Genomic DNA, 17439 nt, shown 5'->3' with positions numbered 1-17439 from the left:
GCGCCCATCCCAGCAAGTGGGACGGGCCGTCGGTGACCCCGCGTTGTGGTGTTGCTTGGTGTTGCTTGGCCCCTAGAGGGTCGCGAGGACTTCACGCAGGAGCTTGGCGGTCTCGGACGGCGTCTTGCCGACCTTGACCCCTGCAGCCTCGAGGGCTTCCTGCTTGGCCTGGGCAGTGCCCGCGGAGCCCGAGACGATGGCGCCGGCGTGGCCCATGGTCTTGCCTTCCGGGGCGGTGAAGCCGGCCACGTAGCCAACAACCGGCTTCGTGACGTGTGCCTTGATGTAATCTGCGGCACGCTCTTCGGCGTCGCCGCCGATTTCGCCGATCATCACGATCGCCTTGGTCTCCGGGTCGGCTTCGAAGGCTTCGAGTGCATCGATGTGGGTGGTGCCGATGACCGGGTCTCCGCCGATGCCGATGGCGGTGGAGAAGCCCAGGTCACGCAGTTCGTACATCATCTGGTAGGTCAGGGTGCCTGACTTGGAGACGAGGCCGATGGGGCCCTTGCCAGTGATGTTGGCCGGGGTGATGCCGACGAGGGCCTCGCCCGGGGTGATGATGCCGGGGCAGTTCGGTCCGATGATGCGGGTGACCTGCTTGCCGTTGGCGTCCACCTTGGACTGGGCCAGTGCCCAGAACTCGGCGGAGTCCTGGACCGGCACGCCTTCGGTGATAACAACGACCAGGCCGATCCCGGCCTCGATGGCTTCAACAACGGCGTCCTTGGTGAACGCCGGGGGCACGAAGACGATGGAAACGTCGGCGCCGGTCTCGGCCATGGCTTCCTTGACCGTGCCAAAAACGGTGATCTCGGTGTCGCCGTGGACGACAGTGGTGCCGGCCTTGCGGGCATTAACACCGCCGACCACATTGGTGCCGGCCTTGAGCATCAGGGCGGTGTGCTTGGTGCCTTCGCCGCCGGTGATGCCCTGGACGATGACCTTGGAGTCCTTATTCAGATAAATAGACATAGTCGAGTCCCTTTACTTCGCTGCGTTGGCGAGCTCGGCGGCCTTATCGGCGCCCTCGTCCATGGTGGCTGCCAGGGTAACCAGCGGGTGGTCGGCCTCGGCCAGGATGCGGCGGCCTTCCTCGACGTTGTTGCCGTCGAGGCGGACAACCAGCGGCTTGTTCGCGGAGTGGCCCAGCTCGGCCAGGGCACCGACGATGCCCTTGGCGACGGCGTCACAGGCGGTGATGCCGCCGAAGACGTTGACGAAAACGGACTTGACCTGCGGGTCCCCCAGGATAACGTCGAGGCCTGCTGCCATCACCTCGGCGGACGCTCCACCGCCGATGTCCAGGAAGTTGGCCGGCTTGACGTTGCCGTGGTTCTCGCCGGCGTAGGCAACGACGTCGAGCGTGGACATAACCAGTCCTGCGCCGTTGCCGATGATGCCCACGGAGCCGTCGAGCTTGACGTAGTTGAGGTCCTGCGCCTTGGCTTTGGCTTCGAGCGGATCAGCCGCGTCCTTGTCTTCAAGGGCCGCGTGCTTGGGGTGACGGAAGCCGGCGTTCTCGTCGAGGGAGACCTTGCCGTCCAGGGCAACGATGTCGCCGGCTCCGGTCAGCACCAGCGGGTTGACCTCCACAAGGGTGGCGTCTTCCTTTTTGAAGACATCCCAGAGCTTGAGGATGACGCCGGCGACTTTGCCGCGCAGTTCCTCGGCAAAACCTGCAGCGGCGACGATTTCGTCGGCCTTGGCCTGGTCGATGCCGACGGCCGGGTCGATCGAGATCTTGGCCAGGGCGTCGGGGCGCTCAACGGCGAGCTGCTCGATTTCCATGCCGCCTTCTACCGAGCACATGGCCAGGTAGTTGCGGTTGGCCCGGTCCAGCAGGACAGAGAAGTAGTATTCCTCGGCGATGTCAGCGCCTTGGGCGATCATCACGCGGTGAACGGTGTGGCCCTTGATGTCCATGCCGAGGATGTTGGTGGAGTGTTCAAACGCCTCGTCAGCGGTCTTAGCGACCTTAACGCCGCCGGCCTTGCCGCGGCCTCCGGCCTTGACCTGCGCCTTTACGACAGTTACGCCGCCGATTTTCTCGGCAGCTGCCTTTGCTTCTTCAGGGGTATGCGCCACGATGCCAGCAAGCACGGGTACACCGTGCGCCTCGAACATATCGCGCGCCTGGTATTCAAACAGGTCCACGGTTTAGTGTCCTTCTACGTCGAAGTAGTTTCTGTACAGCCGGACCCCACGTTATCGCGGTTACCGGGCTGCGGAATAAACGCACCCTGCGACTAGCTTGGAAACGAGCCACACGGCGCAATGCTCCTCTCGAACTGTAGCCCTTCCTGGGAAGCAGCCCGCCCCAGAGTACCCCTTATGTGAGTAAGGACACTATTCTATGGAGCGTAGAAAAACCCCTAGATTACGGGGTTTTTGGGGCTTCAAAGGGCCCCTACGAGCCTTGTTTGCCGGCGTTGTGGATCAGTTCGTAATGGTCGCGCGACACAAAAAAGGCGACGCCGGCTGAGACGTTTCCGCAGGCGACACCGCCGTTGTAGGCCGAGCATCGCAGCCCGTTGCGCTCCAGGTTCTTGCCCTCGTCGAGGACGGGAAGCTCGGAGATGGGACCGGTGTGGGTTCCGCGGGGGCCGAACTCCGCTTCCTGCTCGGTGACACCGGATCGGCATTCGCCGTAGACCGCGCGCCCCGGGGTGAGCAACGCGACGCCGCCGAGGAAGCCGAGCCCGGTTCCGCCGCAGGTATCCGAACTGTCCGTGGCCTCCGGAGCGGGGTAGGAAGCCAGCTCACAGTGCGCCACCGGGACGGTGGCCAGCTTGTTGTTGGCGCTGTCCGCGTAGCCGTTCTGCTCATACGGCAGGTTCACGTGCTCGCCTCTGGCCGAGGTCAGGGAGCAGACCACGTTTCGGTCTGCCGAGACGAAGCTGAGGAGGTCCTGGCCGACGGCGTACTTCGACGCATCGGCGAGCGGGGCCTGTTTGAGCTGCTCCAGAACTGCCAGCGGCGCGGGCGGGACGTAGTCCGGGTCCTTCTGCGTGACGGTACACGCCGTGGCTGCCACGAGGGTAAGGCCGGCCGTGATCCCCAACAGTGTCCGTCGTATGAACTCCATAATGCCTAGGCGTCGCTCTTGGTCAGCGGGGCGTAACGGAGCAGGAGCCGTTTTTCACCGATGCTGAACTTCACCTTCGCGACGGTCTTGTCCCCCGAGCCTTCGACGGCCAGCACGGTGCCGTTGCCGAAGCTCGTGTGGTTGACCTTGTCGCCCACACCCACAGCGACGATTTCCTTCTGCGGCTGCACCCGGTTTTTGACAATGGCCGCCGGAACGTCCGCGTTGAAACCCGCTGAGGTACTTGCGTCGGCCCCGCGTGCGGTGCCGGCACCCCAGAATGAGCCACCGTAGCGGCTTGAGCCGACGGTTGCGCCGCTGCCCCAGCCGCCGGATTGGCGGGTAGAGCCTTCACGCTTCCACTCCACCAAGTCGGCCGGGATTTCTTCGATGAACTGGCTGGCGGGGTTGTACTGGCTCTGGCCCCACATGCTGCGGACCTCGGACCGGGTCAGGTACAGGCGTTTGCGCGCCCGGGTCAGGCCAACGTAGGCCAGCCGGCGTTCTTCGGCCAGTTCCTTGGGGTCGGTGGCAGAGCGCTGGTGCGGGAACAGCCCGTGTTCCATGCCGGTCAGGAACACCACCGGGAACTCCAGGCCCTTGGCGGTGTGCAGGGTCATCAGGGTGACAACTCCGAGCCGTTTGGCTTCCGCGACGGCGGCGGCCATCTGATCGGCGCTGCCCTCCGGCGCGTCCGGAATCTGGTCGGCGTCAGCGACGAGGGAGACCCCTTCCAGGAAGGCACCAAGCGAACCCTCAGGGTTGTCGCGTTCGTATTCACGCACGACGGCGACGAGTTCGGCGAGGTTTTCCACCCGCGACTCGTCCTGAGGGTCGCTGCTGGAGCGCAGGCCGGCGAGGTAGCCGGTCTGTTCCAGGACGGCTTCAAGTGCCGCGGCAGCACCGGAGCCGGACGCTACCTCGGCGAGGTCATCGAGGAGCTTTACGAAGCCCTGCACGGCGTTGACGGAGCGGGTGGCCATGCCGGGGGCCTCGTCGGCGCGGCGGGCGGCCGCCATAAAGGAGATTCGGTCGCGCTGGGCGAGGGATGCCACGGCACCCTCGGCCCGGTCGCCGATGCCGCGTTTTGGCTCGTTGAGGATCCGGCGCAGGTTGACGTCGTCATCCGGGTTGACCAGCACCCGCAGGTAGGCCAGAGCGTCCTTGATTTCCTTGCGCTCGTAGAACCGGGTGCCGCCGACCACCTTGTAGGGAAGTCCGACGCGGACCAGGACGTCTTCGATCGAGCGGGACTGGGCGTTGGTGCGGTAGAAGATCGCGACGTCGCCGGGGCGCAGATCGCCTTCATCCTGCAGCCGGTCGATTTCCTTGGCGATGAACTGGGCTTCGTCGTGTTCGTTCTCGCCGACATAGCCGACGATCTTCTCGCCGTCGCCCTCTGCCGTCCAGAGCCGCTTCTCCGGCCGATTGGGGTTCCGTGAGATGACCGAGTTGGCGGCGCTGAGGATGGTCTGGGTGGAGCGGTAGTTCTGCTCCAGCTTGATGGTGCGGGCGTCGGGGTAGTCCTTCTCGAACTCCACGATGTTGCGGATGTCGGCGCCGCGGAAGGCGTAGATGGACTGGTCCGAGTCGCCGACGACGGTCAGTTCGGCAGCGCCGGGGCCTTCGCCGACGATTTCGCGCACCAGGGCGTACTGGGCGTGGTTGGTGTCCTGGTATTCGTCTACGAGGACGTGCCGGAAGCGGCGCCGGTAGGACTCGGCGAGCGCAGGGAAGGCGCGGAACATATAGACCGTCTCTGCGATCAGGTCATCGAAATCCATGGCGTTGGCCTGGCGCAGCCGCTGGGTGTAGCCCTTAAAGACTTCGGCGACGGCCTGCTCGAAGGGGTCATTGTGATTGGCGCCGGAGGAGTAACTGTCCGCGTCGATGAGTTCGTTTTTGAGCGCCGAGATCTTGTGCTGGATGGCTTTGGGGGCAAAACGCTTGGGATCCAGGTCCAGGTTCTTGGCCACAAGTGTGACCAGCCGCAGCGAGTCGGCGGAATCGTAAATGGAGAAGTTGGAGTTCAATCCGACGTTTTTGGCTTCGCGGCGCAGGATCCGGACGCAGGAGGAGTGGAAGGTGGAAACCCACATCGTTTTGGCCCGGCCGCCAACCAGGGCTTCAACCCGCTCCCGCATTTCGGCGGCAGCTTTGTTGGTGAACGTGATGGCCAGGATCTCGCCGTGATGGGCGCGGCGGGTGGCGATCAGGTAGGCGATGCGGTTGCTGAGCACTCGGGTTTTACCCGAGCCGGCGCCGGCGACGATCAACAGGGCGCTGCCGGCGTGTTTTACGGCCTCTTCCTGCTGCGGGTTAAGTCCTTCAAGGAGCTCTGCCGGGCCGGGAAGCTGCCGGTGGTCTCCGTTTCCGTCTCCGTCGAAGTTGACGTGATGTTCACCGTTGAGCTTGGCACTTTCCGCGGGATCCCGCCCGGCCAGGCCCGTCCCGGCAGGCACTTTGGTGCCCGCCGCCGTCGTCGAGGCAGTAGCGAAGGGTCCGTCGGCGTAAGGGTCAAACAACATATCCATGGTGTTAACAAGTCTAGGCGGTGCCGCTGACACCGGCGTCCGCCCTGGCGGACATGCCCTCCCCTGCCCGCCAGCACTGGACATAACGCCACCATGTCCACACCACGCGCCCAACAATGAGCATGTCCACACCACGCGCCCAACAATGAGCATGTCCAACAGTCGTAGGAAAACCGCCCTGGCGGACATGCCCTCCCCTGCCCGCCAGCATTGGACATAGTGCCCCCATGTCCACACCACGCGCCGAACAATGAGCATGTCCTCCCGGCCCGGCAGCTACCAGACCGAGGCTATGACACGGCGCCGGATTCGAGGGCGGATCGGAGTTGGCGCACGGCCGTTGAACCGCCGGCGATGAACCAGTCCAATCCGTTGACCCGGACGACGTCGGCAGCGCCACCGGCCGCAAGGACAATTGCCTGGCCGGGTAGCCAATCCCACTCCGGACAGCTGTGCTGGAACCAGCAGCCCAGTTCGCCGTCGGCTACCCGGCTGAGGTCGCAGGAACCGGAGCCAAACATCCGCAGTGCGGCAGCTGAGGTCGCGGCGGCGTGCCACGGCATGGCGCACAGCGGGTCGGCCAGCCAGGTGGGGTGAATGTAGGTAGCAGCGCCAAGCTCGGAGAGCGGGGTGTCGGAGCGGCTGGCGCCGGGGACCCCACCGGGCCAAAAGGTAGTCAGCGGTTCACCGTTAAGCGTTGCCGGCCGCTCTCGTCCTCCGAGCCACAGCTTGTCCGCCTCCGGCTGGAAAATCCCGCCGAGCAGCACCCCGGAGGAATCCTTAAGCGCGATTGCAGAACACCAGTAGGTGGAGCCGTTCAGGAAGTTGTAGGTTCCGTCGACCGGGTCGATCACCCATGTCCTGCCGCTGGTACCCGCCACGGCCGAGCCCTCTTCGCCGAGGATGCCGTCGTCGGGACGGCAGCGCTGGAGCTGTTCGAGCACGTAGGCTTCGGCCGCGTGGTCCGCGGCCGTGACGACGTCGGAAACCGAGGTCTTTTGCCGGCCTTCCAGCCCGGCCTGGCGCATCAGCAGCGCGAGGTTTCCAGCCTCCCGCGCAAGAGCCTCGGCGAGCTGGTAGTCATCAAGTTCGGGATTGAGTTCAGCTGTACTGTGCCGGCCGAGCCGGTGTTTTCCTAGTTCGGTCACGCGCCCAGCCTATCGGTGGCCACTGGCACTGAACAGGCGGCGTGCCAGCCGAGCCGGCGGACCGTACTTTGCCCGGCGCCCGCTTGCGCAGTCATTCCGGGGCGATAATGGAGCCATGGCCAAGACACCCGCACAGCGAATAAAGAAACACGGCACCAACGCAGTCGTCCCCCAGCACCAGCTGCCGTCGGTGATCAACCCAAGCACCAGCCGGACTCCGCAGAAGGCGCAGAGCAACAGCACTCTGATCCTCATTGCCGGTGTTGTAGCGAGCCTTTTCCTCTTCTGGTACCTCCATCTCCTGACACTGAACCAGCTCACCCAGCTCAGCAATGGCCTCGCCATGCCAGACTCCCTGGTTGGGGGCTTCGACCAGGGGTTCGTGGAGCAATTGCGCGCCGCAATGGACGAGGACGCCCGCGGACAGCTGAACTACGTCCATAAGACGGCCGGCACACTCTTTCCGCTGATCTTCGGCTTCACCTGGCTGCTGCTCATTGGTACAAACGTGACCCGGAGAGGGCTGCGCTGGGCAATGTGGGCACTGCCAGTGCTTTTCGCCGCCGTCCGGCTGTGGGGCAACTCGGCCATAGACTCCATGATGTCCGCAGACACGCTCGACGCCGGCCAGGTGGCACTGGCCTCGAGCCTCACCGTCGCCGGCTGGGTGCTGTTGGTACTGAGCCTGGCGGCTGGAGTAGCTGCCGTGTTCCTGGTCCGTAAACGCGTTTCCGCACCCGCGCCGGCCACGGGACATGTCCAGCCTTAGCCGACTCAGCCGCGGGACATGTCCAGCCTTAGCCGACTCGGCCGCGGGACATGTCCAGCCTTGCACCGGATCGCTGGGCACAATCGCACTATGTCCATTCGCGCTGGAACCGGGAGGGCATGTCCACCCGGGCAGCTGGATGGCCCGAGGGCGGGTTCACTCCTCGGCTGAGAGGAATCCGCGAGCGAGTTGGGCCCGCTGGGAGGCGCCCGCAGCTTCGAATTGATGGGCTGCCATCAGCAGGTTCTCGTTGGCCCTACCGGGCTGCGCGAGCGCAGCATGTGCCCGGCCCAGAAGCAGCCTGGCCTCGCCCACGATCTGCGGGAGGGTACTGTTCGCTTCCGCGCAAACGCCCTCGAGGACGCCGATGGCTGCCGCCGGCTCCCCGGCAAGGTAACTCCAATGGCCGCGGTTGAGGCGGAGTAGCATATGGTCCTCGGCGGAGCCCCCAATAATGTCGGTGGCCAACTCGGCACGCTCAATGCAGCGTAGGGTGTCCGCATCCGCGATGTCGGCGGCAAGCCGCATCGCTGCCGACGCCTTGTTGAATTTCGCCCAGACATCCAGATTCCTGGCCGGCGAGAACGTGGCAGCCGCTCGTTCGTGGAAATCAAGTCCGTCCTGGATTTTGTTGCAGAGGAAGGCCACGTTGCCGATCACCCAATACGCCTTGCCAACCAGTTGATCGTCTACCTCGACGGAAATTGCGTCCGCCAAATTCAGGCATTCAGCCCAGGCTTCATCAAGCATCCCGCTGTCAGCCAACGCGCCAATGAGCGCTTGCAGGGCCTTGACGCGCATTTCGAGGTCGGCTTCATCCTGCATCAGGTCGGCGGCCAATCTGGCCTCCACCACCGCGCTCTCCAAGAGGCCCGAGCCTTGACCCGCCTTGGCTTTAAGAATATGAACCTGCGCCTTGGCCTGCGGGCTGATCAGCTCCGGCTGGAGAATCAGCGAATGCGCCACAGTCGTGCAATCTTCGAACTGGCCCGCCGCAAGCAGGCTCTCCGCCTGGAGAAACGTCATGTTCCACCACGATTCCGGGTCCCCGTCCCGGCGCGCAATCGTAGCCGCGGTGTGGGCGCTGGATGCAGCTTCGCCGAAAACGTGATTGTCCCAGCGCTCGCGCGCCTCAAGCTCGGCGGCGACGTATGCCGCGGAGACAGGGTTGTGTTGCATAAATCAATTATCCGTCGGCGAGGGCGTGCGTGTGACCAAAACGCGCAAGTATAGGAAACTAAGGATTGACAAAGGTTTCGCTCAAGTGCGCGCCGTTAGCACAAGATTCATTGCCGGCTCTCTTATTGTTCGCTGCTGGCGTGTCGTAACCCCTACAATCAAATTACGCACCATGAGTCCCATCAGCCCCTTGAACCTCAGGAGTTTCCATGAAGAAGCAGCTCGCAACATTCCTTGTCGCCGGCGCAGTGATCGCAGCAGGGCTGTCCGCCGGCACCGTGGTTTCGGCAGCCGGCAGCAATTCCGCCCAAGACTCCACTGTCGCCGCGAAATCGAACACCACAAGCCCGCAGGTGGGTTGGTGGCCGAACACCACAAGCCCGCAGGTCGGCTGGTGGCCGAACGGCAACACCCCCTCCGCCGCCGCGAAATCGAACACCACAAGCCCGCAGGTCGGCTGGTGGCCGAACACCACAAGCCCGCAGGTCGGCTGGTGGCCGAACGGCACGTCAGGCGTCTAGGACCCCAGTCCGGGTCAATGCAACATCGCGCGGTGGTACCGGGATCGTCTCCGGTACCACCGTTCCTGGCTTAACGCCTCCCGGCACCGGCCAACCGGCAGCTACTCGGGCAGCTCAATCAGCGGCTCGAGTTGCGCCGCAGGCACCGGGCGGCTAAAGAAGTAGCCCTGACCGCTGGCACAACCCAGCGCGGTGAGGATCTCCGCTTGCTTCGCCGTCTCGATTCCCTCGGCAACAGCCTTGAGGCCGCAGGCATGGATGAGGTGCAACACGGCACCTACAAAGCTCCCCTGCTCCTCGTCCTCCCCCAGCCCGTCGATCAGGCTCTTATCGATCTTGACGACGTTGACGGGCAGCTTCCGCAGATAGCTAATGGAAGAGTAGCCGGTACCGAAATCGTCGATCTCAAGCTGCACGCCGAGCCGGCGCAGCCCGCTCAGTGAGTATTTGTCCACGTCCCCGCCGTTGACCGCCATGGACTCGGTCAGTTCCACGATGAGGTTCGCGGCATCCACACCCGTCTCGCGGAGAATGTCGCGGACATGTTCAATAAGCTCCAGATTCTGGAGCTCCGTGGTGGAGATATTGACCCTGACGTTGAAACTGCTGTCCAAGTTCAGATTCTGTTGCCAGTCCCGCAACTGCTGCACGGCGTGCCGAAGTACCCAACGGCCCAGATCGACAATCATGCCCGTCTCTTCGGCCAGCGGAATGAACTGGTCCGGCATCAGGAGCCCTCGCTCCGGATGGTTCCACCGCACCAGCGCTTCGACGCCTTCGATCCTTCCGGTAGCGAGCTCCACCACGGGCTGGTAGTGGAGAGTGAGCTGATCCTTGAGGATGGCCTCGCGCATTTCTGTGATCATGACGCTTTGCAGCCGCCGGGCGTAGAGCAACGCCGGTTCAAACACCTTGATACTGCTGTGCGGCTGGGCCTTGGCCGCGTACATCGCGGTGTCCGCCTCCATGACCAGCTCGTCCACTGACTGGCCAGGTTCGGCGACCCGCAGTCCGATGCTGGTGCCGCAGGTGACCCGCAAATCCCCGACTTCAAGGCTCTCACTGAGCGCCTTGAGAATCCGGTTGGCTACCCGCCGGGCCCGAACGAGTGTTGATTTGGGCAGCATAATCGCGAACTCGTCGCCGCCGAGTCGCGCCACAGTGTCCGTTTCCCGAACGGCTTTCTGCAACCGGCGTGCAATCAGCCGCAGAACGTCGTCTCCGGCACTGTGACCGAGCGTGTCGTTAATGCCCTTGAAGGAATCAAGGTCAAGAATCAGAAGCGCCGGCGGTTGTTCTCCACGGGTCGTCTCAGCGAGCGCATGGCTCAGGACCGAGTTAAGCGCCGTCCGGTTCGCGAGTTGGGTCAGCGGATCGGTCAGGGCCATCCGCTCCAGCTCGCCTTGGGCGTCCCGAAGCATCGCCGTCCGGCTTTCGACGCGTTCCTCGAGTTCCTGGTAGATGGTCTGCAGGTCATCAGCCATCAGGTTAATTCCGGCGATGACCGCGGCGACGTCATCCCTGGCGCCGGAGTGCGGAATCCTGGTACTCAGGTCCCCTCCGGCGATCCGCACAATGCCCTCCACGAGGGTATGCAGCCGGGGGTCCGGCCGATCAGGCTTCACTGGTGAACTGCCCTAACCACTGGACGGCTTCGGCTTCGGACGTAAAGAACTCCGCCCGAATCGTCTCGCCCGGGGATCGGAGGAGATAGTGCGCAATGACCCGGTCCACGGGGCTTACCCCCACGACGGCGAACGCGGACGGAGCAATGGAGCTCGCGTAGATGTGCCGGGCCTCAACACTGACTCCCACCACACCCGTGATGACCAGCATCACCGGCATGCGCTGGCCGTTGGCCAGCCGCCGGGCCGCGGATCCGGCGACGCGCGCCTCGGCTCCGCCGATTTCCGCGTTCGCGGGAAGCACGATTTCGAGGATGCCGCCGTCGATGACGCGGACGCCGATCGGGGCACCCGCGGGCGCGGCCAACTCCGGAAGCTCGAGGACAGCGGGCTCAGGGGGAACCCGCTCCTCAGGCCCGGCCAGGGCGTCCAGGCTCAACGGACAGCAATTCGACGCCGGCGGTCCGTGGACCCGCGAAGGTCCCTGTTCAGCCGGCGGTCGCCATGGTAGAGAATGGACTCCCAGTCGACTTCCTCGGCTGACTTCTCAACCACAAGACTCTCCCCCGTTTTCTTCGGCCGCGGACTGACATAAAGCCAGTTGACCATACCGAGGAATACGTCCACCACGGAGTTGAACACTCCGATGTAGGCCCGGATTGCGCCGGCGGCCAAGACGGCGTTCAGCGAGGCGAAAGCCACGTTGCCCCAGTTTCCCAGTTGGGCATCACGCCAGACGGTCAGCAGGGAGAAGGCGACGATCGCGTAGGGCGTCAGTACATAGATGGCCGGAGCTGCCGTGCGGTCCTTGACCTTGGGCGTACGGGCGAACGGAATCTTGTCCCCGGTAACTGCCTGCTGCAGCGATTTGAGCACACCGGCGAGGTTGACCGGAAGCAGCACCAGGTTGAAGCCGTAGATCCGAAGGATGTCACTGAAGCGGTGCCCGCAGTCCCGCAGATCGCTGCCCATAGCCAGGAAGTAGGGCAGGGCCGCAAGGAAGACGATGGGGCTCAGCAGCCGGCTGTCGTAAGGATAGGCCAGCAGGAAAAGCAACCCGAAGCTCGCCCAGGCGATCGACGCCATGTAATTCACGCGCAGGAGCACTTCCCGGAACAGGATTTTGCGGCGGTCCGAGCGGCTCTGGAGGAGCTGGGCCCAGAGCTTGGGAAGGATCAGGAGTCCGCCGTTGGCCCAGCGGCGGCGCTGGACCACCAAGGAACCAAAGTCAGGTGGCGTGGCGCTGTAGCTGAGGCGCTCCGGGTAGTTCACCAGGGTCCAGCCGTGCTGGCCCAGGTCGATGCTGGACTCGGTGTCTTCGATGACCGTGCGGTCCTGGATATAGGTTCTGACTTCGAAGGCACCGTTGGTTTCCACCTCAACAATGTCCTCCAGGGCACGCTTGCGGATTACCGCGTTGGCGCCCACCCAGAAGGTGGCGCCGTAGTAAGTCATTCCCTGGTGGAGGATGTGTTGCAGGTCTGTGGTGGCCCCTGCGACGCGTTCGATCCGGGTCGGTGCGCCGCGAAAGGAAGAGTACGGGGTCTGGGTCACGGCGACACGCTCGTTACCGGCTGATTCGAGGAAGTACACCAGGCGCAGGCAGTAGTCACGCAGCAGCAGCGAGTCGGCGTCGAGCGTCAGGAGATACGTTGTGTTCGGGAAATCCAGGATCCGGTCAGTTCCGTCAGGTTCGGCGCCGTCCTGGATCTTGCGCAGGACTACACCGTCGGCGGTGTCTTCCTCCCGCCAGGCCTGCCCCATTAGCGAGATATAGGCGTTCAGGTTCATGGCCTTGTTCGCCTCGTGTGAGAGGCTCGCGTACTTCTTGCGTTCGAACGTTTCGGTGGAAACGTTGAAGATCCACGTCAGGCGCAGGTACAGCTCTTCACGACGCGACCAGGTCGGCGCCGTCTGCTGCGCCATGGCCGCGTTCAGGCCCAACAGCACGAGCCGCAACTCACGGGCCAGCCCCATCAGGACAAGGTCGACGAAGAACTCATCAACGTGATCCTCGACCTGCTCGTTCGCTGCCATTGTTTCCAGCCAGTCAGCGGCAGCCTCGTACTCAGCTATGAGCAAAGCCAGCTCAGCGGCGTCGTCGGCACGATCCGCCGCGGCCCGGCGTCGGACGTCCGCCAGGGCGGCGTTGAACCGTCCCGCCGGGACGCTCATGGCTGCGGAAATTTCTGCGCTGAGGGCACGGGTCTTGTCGAGCTTGGCCAGGTCTGCCGGGTCCTGGGGGTTGGGCGGATCGTCGACCAGAAGGACAACCTTGAGGGCCGGGAATTCCTGTAACGCGGCGGACCACAGCGTTGCGCGCACCACCTGGGGTTCCTCGGCGTACGAGGGTACCAGAACCGTAATGCCGTCGGAGTAGTCCGAAAAATGGCGGTCCAGTTCTCCGCGCGGCACTCTTGTGTGGTCCCGGAATCGATAGAGGGCACCCTGACGGGCCATCAGGTACATTAGCGCCGAAAATGTCAGGAATGTTACGACCACCAGATACGAGACGGTCTCAATTTGAAACCTGAACCCGGCATTCGGGTTGTCGGCCAGTTCCCGCAGGATGGTTGAAATGACGTAGGTGACCCAGGCAAGCACTGTGGTGAGAATGCCCAAACGCCCGAGGATTATCTTCCGGCGCGATGGCCGCGGGTGAACAATCGAAAGCGGCTCGGAACGCTTTTCGGCACCCCATTGGCGGCGACGCACGGCACCTTTTTGCTCGCCGACGACGTTTTCCACGTCAAGGCGCGGCAACACTAGTTGATCAGACATTGGTCCCCATAGACTGAAAATCGGCGATTCGGCGTTCGCTTACGTCGAATAGCTCCCGGTGCACCGGAATGTTCCAGTGAGTGCCCTTATGATAATGCAAGGACAGACTGTCACCAGACATCAGACACCCCGGAATATCACGAATTGATCCCGATGGCCGGCGTGTGCCCGGCAGCTCAAAACAAAGAATTGGGGGACCCTGTGTCCGCAAGATTTCCAGGCCGGAAATTATCGATCGTTCGGCTCGGCGTTCTCACCGGAGCCGTGGTGGCACTCACCGCCGGAGGAGTGACCGCGTGGGGCAACTTCAAGGACGTGACGGCGGCCCAGGCGATTCCGTCCATTTTCTCCGGATACGTGGACGTCACCGCGACTCCCCGCTACGCCTTTGAGGCTCCGGTATCCAAGGAAGCCGAGAAAGTCCTGCTGTCCTTTATTGTGGCGGACCCCGGTGACGCCTGCACCCCGAGCTGGGGCGCCGCGTACTCCCTCGATGAGGCAGGCTCTGCCCTGGACCTGGACCGCAGGGTGGCGCGGCTGCAGCAACTGGGCGGAAGCGTCGCTGTCTCCTTCGGCGGCCAGATCAACAACGAGCTGGCCGCCGGGTGCACCGACGTGGCCAAACTCGAAGACGCGTACCGGAGTGTTGTGGACCGCTACAACGTCAGCAGGATCGATCTGGACATTGAAGGCGGGGCGCTCAGCGACACCGCGTCCCTGGACAGGCGCGCCTCGGCCATAGCAGCGCTCCAGAAGGACCGCCGCAGCAGCGGCAAGGACCTTGACGTGTGGCTGACCTTGCCCGCAGACCCGAACGGTTTGACGGCGGCCGGCAGCGACGCAGTACGCCGGACGATTGCCGGCGGCGGCGACCTGGCCGGCGTCAACATCATGACCATGGACTATGGCGGAAGCAGGCTCACGGACCGTTCAATGTTTGACAATGCCGTCTCGGCCGCCGAGGCCACCCACCGTCAGCTCGCCGGCCTGTACCGCGACGCCGGAATGGAGCTTGGCAGCGAAACAGTGTGGCGCAAGATCGGGCTCACCCCGATGATTGGCCAGAACGACGTCGCCGGCGAAATCTTCACGCTCAAGGACGCCGAGGAACTCAGTGCCTACGCGAGCACCAAGGGCGTCGGCCGGCTGTCAATGTGGTCCCTGAACCGCGACCGGACCTGCAGCCCCAACTACCCCGACGTCAAGCAGGTCTCCGATGGCTGCAGCGGCGTGGACCAGGGCTCCGCCAGTTACGCCACGATTCTTGGCTCCGGGGTGACAGGTACGGCCAGTCCCTCCGCTGTTCCGGCAACCTCCGCGCAATCCACCCGGGCCCCAGCCGCCACCGATAATCCGTCCACCAGCCCGTATCCGATCTGGAACGAAACCGCCGCCTACTCCACCGGCGAGCGGATCGTCTGGCACGCCAATGTTTACGAGGCCAAGTGGTGGACCCGCGCGGAGACCCCGGACGATCCGGTACTCCGGGGTGCCGCAACACCGTGGCGCATCATAGGCCCGGTCCTGCCTGGCGATCGGCCGACCCCGCAGCTCACCGCCCCGGCCGGGACGGCCCCGCAGTGGGAACCCGCCAAGATCTACCGGAAGGGTGACCGGGTGTTCTTCGAGGGCCGGGTCTTCGAAGCAAAGTGGTGGACCCAGATGAACAGCCCCGAGGCCGCCCTCCAGGGTGGGCCGGAATCACCGTGGACCAAACTCAGCGATGAGGAGCTGTTGAAGCTCATCGCTGCCGCGACGCCCTCCCCGACAGCGTCCGTTTCCCCCTGACCGGCCCCGGGCGCCCACAAGGGCGCCGGGTACCGGTCATCGGGCCGAGGCTCTCGCCGGACCCCGGCCGCACGGGCCGGGGCCTGAGCCCCGGGGTCCCGGAGACCGGAGACCCGGGACCCGGGACCGGAGAGTTTAACGAGCCAACGCTGACCTCTTCGGTTTAGCTGCGGAACGCTGCTCCCCCATCCGCTGGGCGACCACGAGGCCTGCGGTGGCCATCCCCACGGTGATCGGATAGCCCATCAGCCGCTCCAGGGTCCCGGGCTCCGGCACCTCCATCCCGGTCACACCACCGGCGATGAGCGCTCCCAGTGATGCCAGCCCGCAGGCAAGAATGATCCAAGCCAACGGGGTTTGCCCGCGCCACAGCCAGCCCAGCACCAGCAACGCCAGGCCGCCGGCGGCGAAATACGCCACAGCGCCCGCCACATGCCACGCGGAGCCGGCGTCCTCGGGCACAAGGCCAACAATTACGGTCCCGGCTCCCCCGGCCAGCATCAAAACGCGAACAGCCGTTGCGGCCGCCCATGGGCTCCAGAGGCCGGCACGCGGGCCCATCGGCGCCCCGGGCCGCGCAGCCGTGCACAGCAGTGCCCCGGTGAGCAGCAGCGCGCCGACCATCATGCCAACGCCCTGGACCACAAAGGAGGCGTTCATCAGCCCGTGGGCCGTCGAGCAGACGTCCCTGCCGTTGAAGACCCCGCAGTCCAGGGCCCCCAGATCGCTGATGTATCCGGTCCGGCGGCTGTACGGCTGCGGGCCCGTCCAGGCACCGATGACGGCGGCCTCTGCCACAAAGTACTGCAGCACGCTAAGCAGTGCCAGTGCGCCCGCGTAGAACCGGGTGGACGGCAGGTTCGGAATTGTGACAATGTCCATGGACGGCGAATTAGCGGCTGCGGTCATGCCAAGAGCGTAGTACGGCGCCGCACCTTGTATGCTTATATCCGTGTCCGAACGGGCCGGCCCCGGCCGGCCGGCACGGATGCCCGCCCTCGTAGCTCAGTGGATAGAGCACGGCTCTCCTAAAGCCGGTGTCGTTGGTTCGATTCCAATCGAGGGCACTTGAACCCCCCATCCCTGCGCCAGGCGCCCTGCTTTGATCTCCGGGCCTATCTCCTGGGCAGCTGGACCGTAGAGCGATCCCTGCTGGACAGGTCCAACGGCACCCGCGGTACATTCACCGGCGTCGTCAGCTTCAAGGGCAGCGGAGACGGCGGCGGCCTCCGGTTCCGCGACGAGGGGACCGCCGTATGGGCCTCCGCCGGCCACGGGCCCTTCAGCGGTAAGGCCAGCCGGGAGTACCTGCTGCGGCGCACGGGCACCCCGGACACGATGGACATGTTTTTCCCGGACGGCCGTCCGTTCCACCGGATGGGCTTCGGCCCCCAGACCAGCCGGGACCAGCACTGGTGCGACCCGGACCGGTACCGCGTGAGCTACAGCAAAGGCGGCCCGGACGATTTCTCTTACCAATGGGATGTCACCGGGCCAGCCAAGGACCAACGGCTCGTCTCGGTTCTGCGCCGCATTCCGGGCTCCGCCTCATGAATCCGCTCATTGTTGTCTCCGCAGTCTGTGTCTTCGACGAGGCAGGACGCCTGCTCACCGTCCGCAAACGGGGCACGGACAAGTTCATGCATCCCGGCGGCAAACCCGAACCCGGGGAGACGCCAGCCCAGACCGCGGCCCGGGAACTGGCCGAAGAGGTGGGGATCGTCCTGGCCGCCGAGGAACTGGTCTTGCTGGGAATCTGGTTCGCGGACGCCGCGAACGAGGCCGCGACGCAGATCCGGGCCACGGTCTATACGGCTCCGGGGACCTGGAGCGCCCAGCCATCCGCGGAAATCGCCGAGATCCGCTGGCTGGACCTCGGGGCAGAGCTACCGGGCGATCTCGCCCCGCTGCTCACCGACCACGTGCTGCCCGCCCTCCTGGTCCAGCCGGACTAGATGTATTAACCACGGAGGTTAGTGACGCGGCTTGCTGGTGGCTGACCCTTG

15 protein-coding genes and 1 tRNA gene are annotated in these 17439 nt (G+C 64.5%); 6 read left to right on the top strand and 10 right to left on the bottom strand.

What is annotated here, in order from left to right; genetic code table 11:
- Nucleotides 1–72 precede the first annotated feature (72 nt).
- The 5 genes from sucD to QK287_RS11225 form a co-directional block, all read right to left on the bottom strand.
- On the bottom strand, nucleotides 73–975 hold the full coding sequence (sucD, locus tag QK287_RS11245) for a succinate--CoA ligase subunit alpha (protein ID WP_226776411.1): 903 nt from the start codon (nucleotides 973–975) through the stop codon (nucleotides 73–75).
- A 12-nt stretch (nucleotides 976–987) separates the two neighbouring features.
- Nucleotides 988–2157 (bottom strand): ADP-forming succinate--CoA ligase subunit beta, encoded by a 1170-nt coding sequence (sucC, locus tag QK287_RS11240; protein WP_282360094.1) that lies wholly within the window; start codon nucleotides 2155–2157, stop codon nucleotides 988–990.
- Nucleotides 2158–2410: 253 nt separating this feature from the next.
- Nucleotides 2411–3088 carry a hypothetical protein gene (locus QK287_RS11235; protein WP_282360093.1) on the bottom strand — a complete coding sequence of 226 codons (678 nt, stop codon included), beginning with the start codon at nucleotides 3086–3088 and terminating at the stop codon, nucleotides 2411–2413.
- 5 nt (nucleotides 3089–3093) lie between these two features.
- Entirely contained in the window at nucleotides 3094–5622 is a 2529-nt protein-coding gene (gene pcrA, locus QK287_RS11230; RefSeq protein ID WP_282360092.1) for a DNA helicase PcrA, read from the bottom strand.
- A gap of 290 nt (nucleotides 5623–5912) precedes the next feature.
- Complete coding sequence (locus QK287_RS11225; protein ID WP_282360091.1) at nucleotides 5913–6770, bottom strand: inositol monophosphatase family protein; 858 nt, start codon at nucleotides 6768–6770, stop codon at nucleotides 5913–5915.
- Nucleotides 6771–6885: 115 nt separating this feature from the next.
- Between QK287_RS11225 and QK287_RS11220 the strand changes: the two genes are divergently transcribed.
- Nucleotides 6886–7539 (top strand): hypothetical protein, encoded by a 654-nt coding sequence (locus QK287_RS11220; protein WP_282360090.1) that lies wholly within the window; start codon nucleotides 6886–6888, stop codon nucleotides 7537–7539.
- A gap of 156 nt (nucleotides 7540–7695) precedes the next feature.
- On the opposite strand, the gene QK287_RS11215 is transcribed toward QK287_RS11220, so the two are convergent.
- Nucleotides 7696–8718 carry a hypothetical protein gene (locus QK287_RS11215; RefSeq protein WP_282360089.1) on the bottom strand — a complete coding sequence of 341 codons (1023 nt, stop codon included), beginning with the start codon at nucleotides 8716–8718 and terminating at the stop codon, nucleotides 7696–7698.
- A 209-nt stretch (nucleotides 8719–8927) separates the two neighbouring features.
- Between QK287_RS11215 and QK287_RS11210 the strand changes: the two genes are divergently transcribed.
- On the top strand, nucleotides 8928–9239 hold the full coding sequence (locus QK287_RS11210; protein ID WP_226776404.1) for a hypothetical protein: 312 nt from the start codon (nucleotides 8928–8930) through the stop codon (nucleotides 9237–9239).
- A 101-nt stretch (nucleotides 9240–9340) separates the two neighbouring features.
- Here the strand turns inward: QK287_RS11210 and QK287_RS11205 are convergent, their stop codons facing one another.
- The 3 genes from QK287_RS11205 to QK287_RS11195 are packed head-to-tail and all read right to left on the bottom strand — an operon-like array spanning nucleotide 9341 to nucleotide 13645.
- Nucleotides 9341–10864: an EAL domain-containing protein gene (locus QK287_RS11205; RefSeq protein WP_226776403.1), complete on the bottom strand. Its 1524-nt coding sequence runs from the start codon at nucleotides 10862–10864 to the stop codon at nucleotides 9341–9343.
- Nucleotides 10854–11303 (bottom strand): hypothetical protein, encoded by a 450-nt coding sequence (locus QK287_RS11200; protein ID WP_282360088.1) that lies wholly within the window; start codon nucleotides 11301–11303, stop codon nucleotides 10854–10856. Before QK287_RS11200 ends, QK287_RS11205 begins: the two co-directional genes overlap by 11 nt.
- Nucleotides 11300–13645 (bottom strand): glycosyltransferase family 2 protein, encoded by a 2346-nt coding sequence (locus QK287_RS11195; protein WP_282360087.1) that lies wholly within the window; start codon nucleotides 13643–13645, stop codon nucleotides 11300–11302. Before QK287_RS11195 ends, QK287_RS11200 begins: the two co-directional genes overlap by 4 nt.
- 201 nt (nucleotides 13646–13846) lie before the next feature.
- On the opposite strand from QK287_RS11195, the gene QK287_RS11190 reads away from it, so the two are divergent.
- On the top strand, nucleotides 13847–15433 hold the full coding sequence (locus QK287_RS11190) for a carbohydrate-binding protein (protein ID WP_282360086.1): 1587 nt from the start codon (nucleotides 13847–13849) through the stop codon (nucleotides 15431–15433).
- 135 nt (nucleotides 15434–15568) lie between these two features.
- On the opposite strand, the gene QK287_RS11185 is transcribed toward QK287_RS11190, so the two are convergent.
- Entirely contained in the window at nucleotides 15569–16342 is a 774-nt protein-coding gene (locus QK287_RS11185) for a DUF998 domain-containing protein (protein ID WP_282360085.1), read from the bottom strand.
- Between the two features lie 85 nt (nucleotides 16343–16427).
- Between QK287_RS11185 and QK287_RS11180 the strand changes: the two genes are divergently transcribed.
- From QK287_RS11180 to QK287_RS11170, 3 genes are all read left to right on the top strand, one after another.
- Nucleotides 16428–16500 (top strand) — tRNA-Arg (locus tag QK287_RS11180).
- Nucleotide 16501: 1 nt separating this feature from the next.
- Nucleotides 16502–16987, top strand: coding sequence for a DUF6314 family protein (locus tag QK287_RS11175; RefSeq protein ID WP_282360084.1), 486 nt, complete (start codon nucleotides 16502–16504; stop codon nucleotides 16985–16987).
- A complete protein-coding gene (locus QK287_RS11170) occupies nucleotides 16984–17388 on the top strand; it encodes an NUDIX domain-containing protein (RefSeq protein WP_226776397.1) in 405 nt (134 codons plus the stop codon). The genes QK287_RS11175 and QK287_RS11170 overlap by 4 nt, the downstream gene beginning before the upstream one ends.
- The last annotated feature ends 51 nt before the right edge of the window (nucleotides 17389–17439 follow it).

Origin of the sequence: Arthrobacter sp. AL05, assembly GCF_029960715.1 — a bacterium.
Lineage (GTDB): Bacteria > Actinomycetota > Actinomycetes > Actinomycetales > Micrococcaceae > Arthrobacter.
This window is presented reverse-complemented; position numbering and strand designations above follow the sequence as displayed.

What these genes read in the sequence shown, in the direction of transcription:
- sucD (WP_226776411.1), bottom strand. Translation starts at nt 975, where the DNA reads ATGTCTATTTATCTGAATAAGGACTCCAAGGTCATCGTCCAGGGCATC.
- QK287_RS11235 (WP_282360093.1), bottom strand. Translation starts at nt 3,088, where the DNA reads ATGGAGTTCATACGACGGACACTGTTGGGGATCACGGCCGGCCTTACC.
- pcrA (WP_282360092.1), bottom strand. Translation starts at nt 5,622, where the DNA reads ATGGATATGTTGTTTGACCCTTACGCCGACGGACCCTTCGCTACTGCC.
- QK287_RS11220 (WP_282360090.1), top strand. Translation starts at nt 6,886, where the DNA reads ATGGCCAAGACACCCGCACAGCGAATAAAGAAACACGGCACCAACGCA.
- QK287_RS11215 (WP_282360089.1), bottom strand. Translation starts at nt 8,718, where the DNA reads ATGCAACACAACCCTGTCTCCGCGGCATACGTCGCCGCCGAGCTTGAG.
- QK287_RS11210 (WP_226776404.1), top strand. Translation starts at nt 8,928, where the DNA reads ATGAAGAAGCAGCTCGCAACATTCCTTGTCGCCGGCGCAGTGATCGCA.
- QK287_RS11195 (WP_282360087.1), bottom strand. Translation starts at nt 13,645, where the DNA reads ATGTCTGATCAACTAGTGTTGCCGCGCCTTGACGTGGAAAACGTCGTC.
- QK287_RS11185 (WP_282360085.1), bottom strand. Translation starts at nt 16,342, where the DNA reads ATGACCGCAGCCGCTAATTCGCCGTCCATGGACATTGTCACAATTCCG.
- QK287_RS11170 (WP_226776397.1), top strand. Translation starts at nt 16,984, where the DNA reads ATGAATCCGCTCATTGTTGTCTCCGCAGTCTGTGTCTTCGACGAGGCA.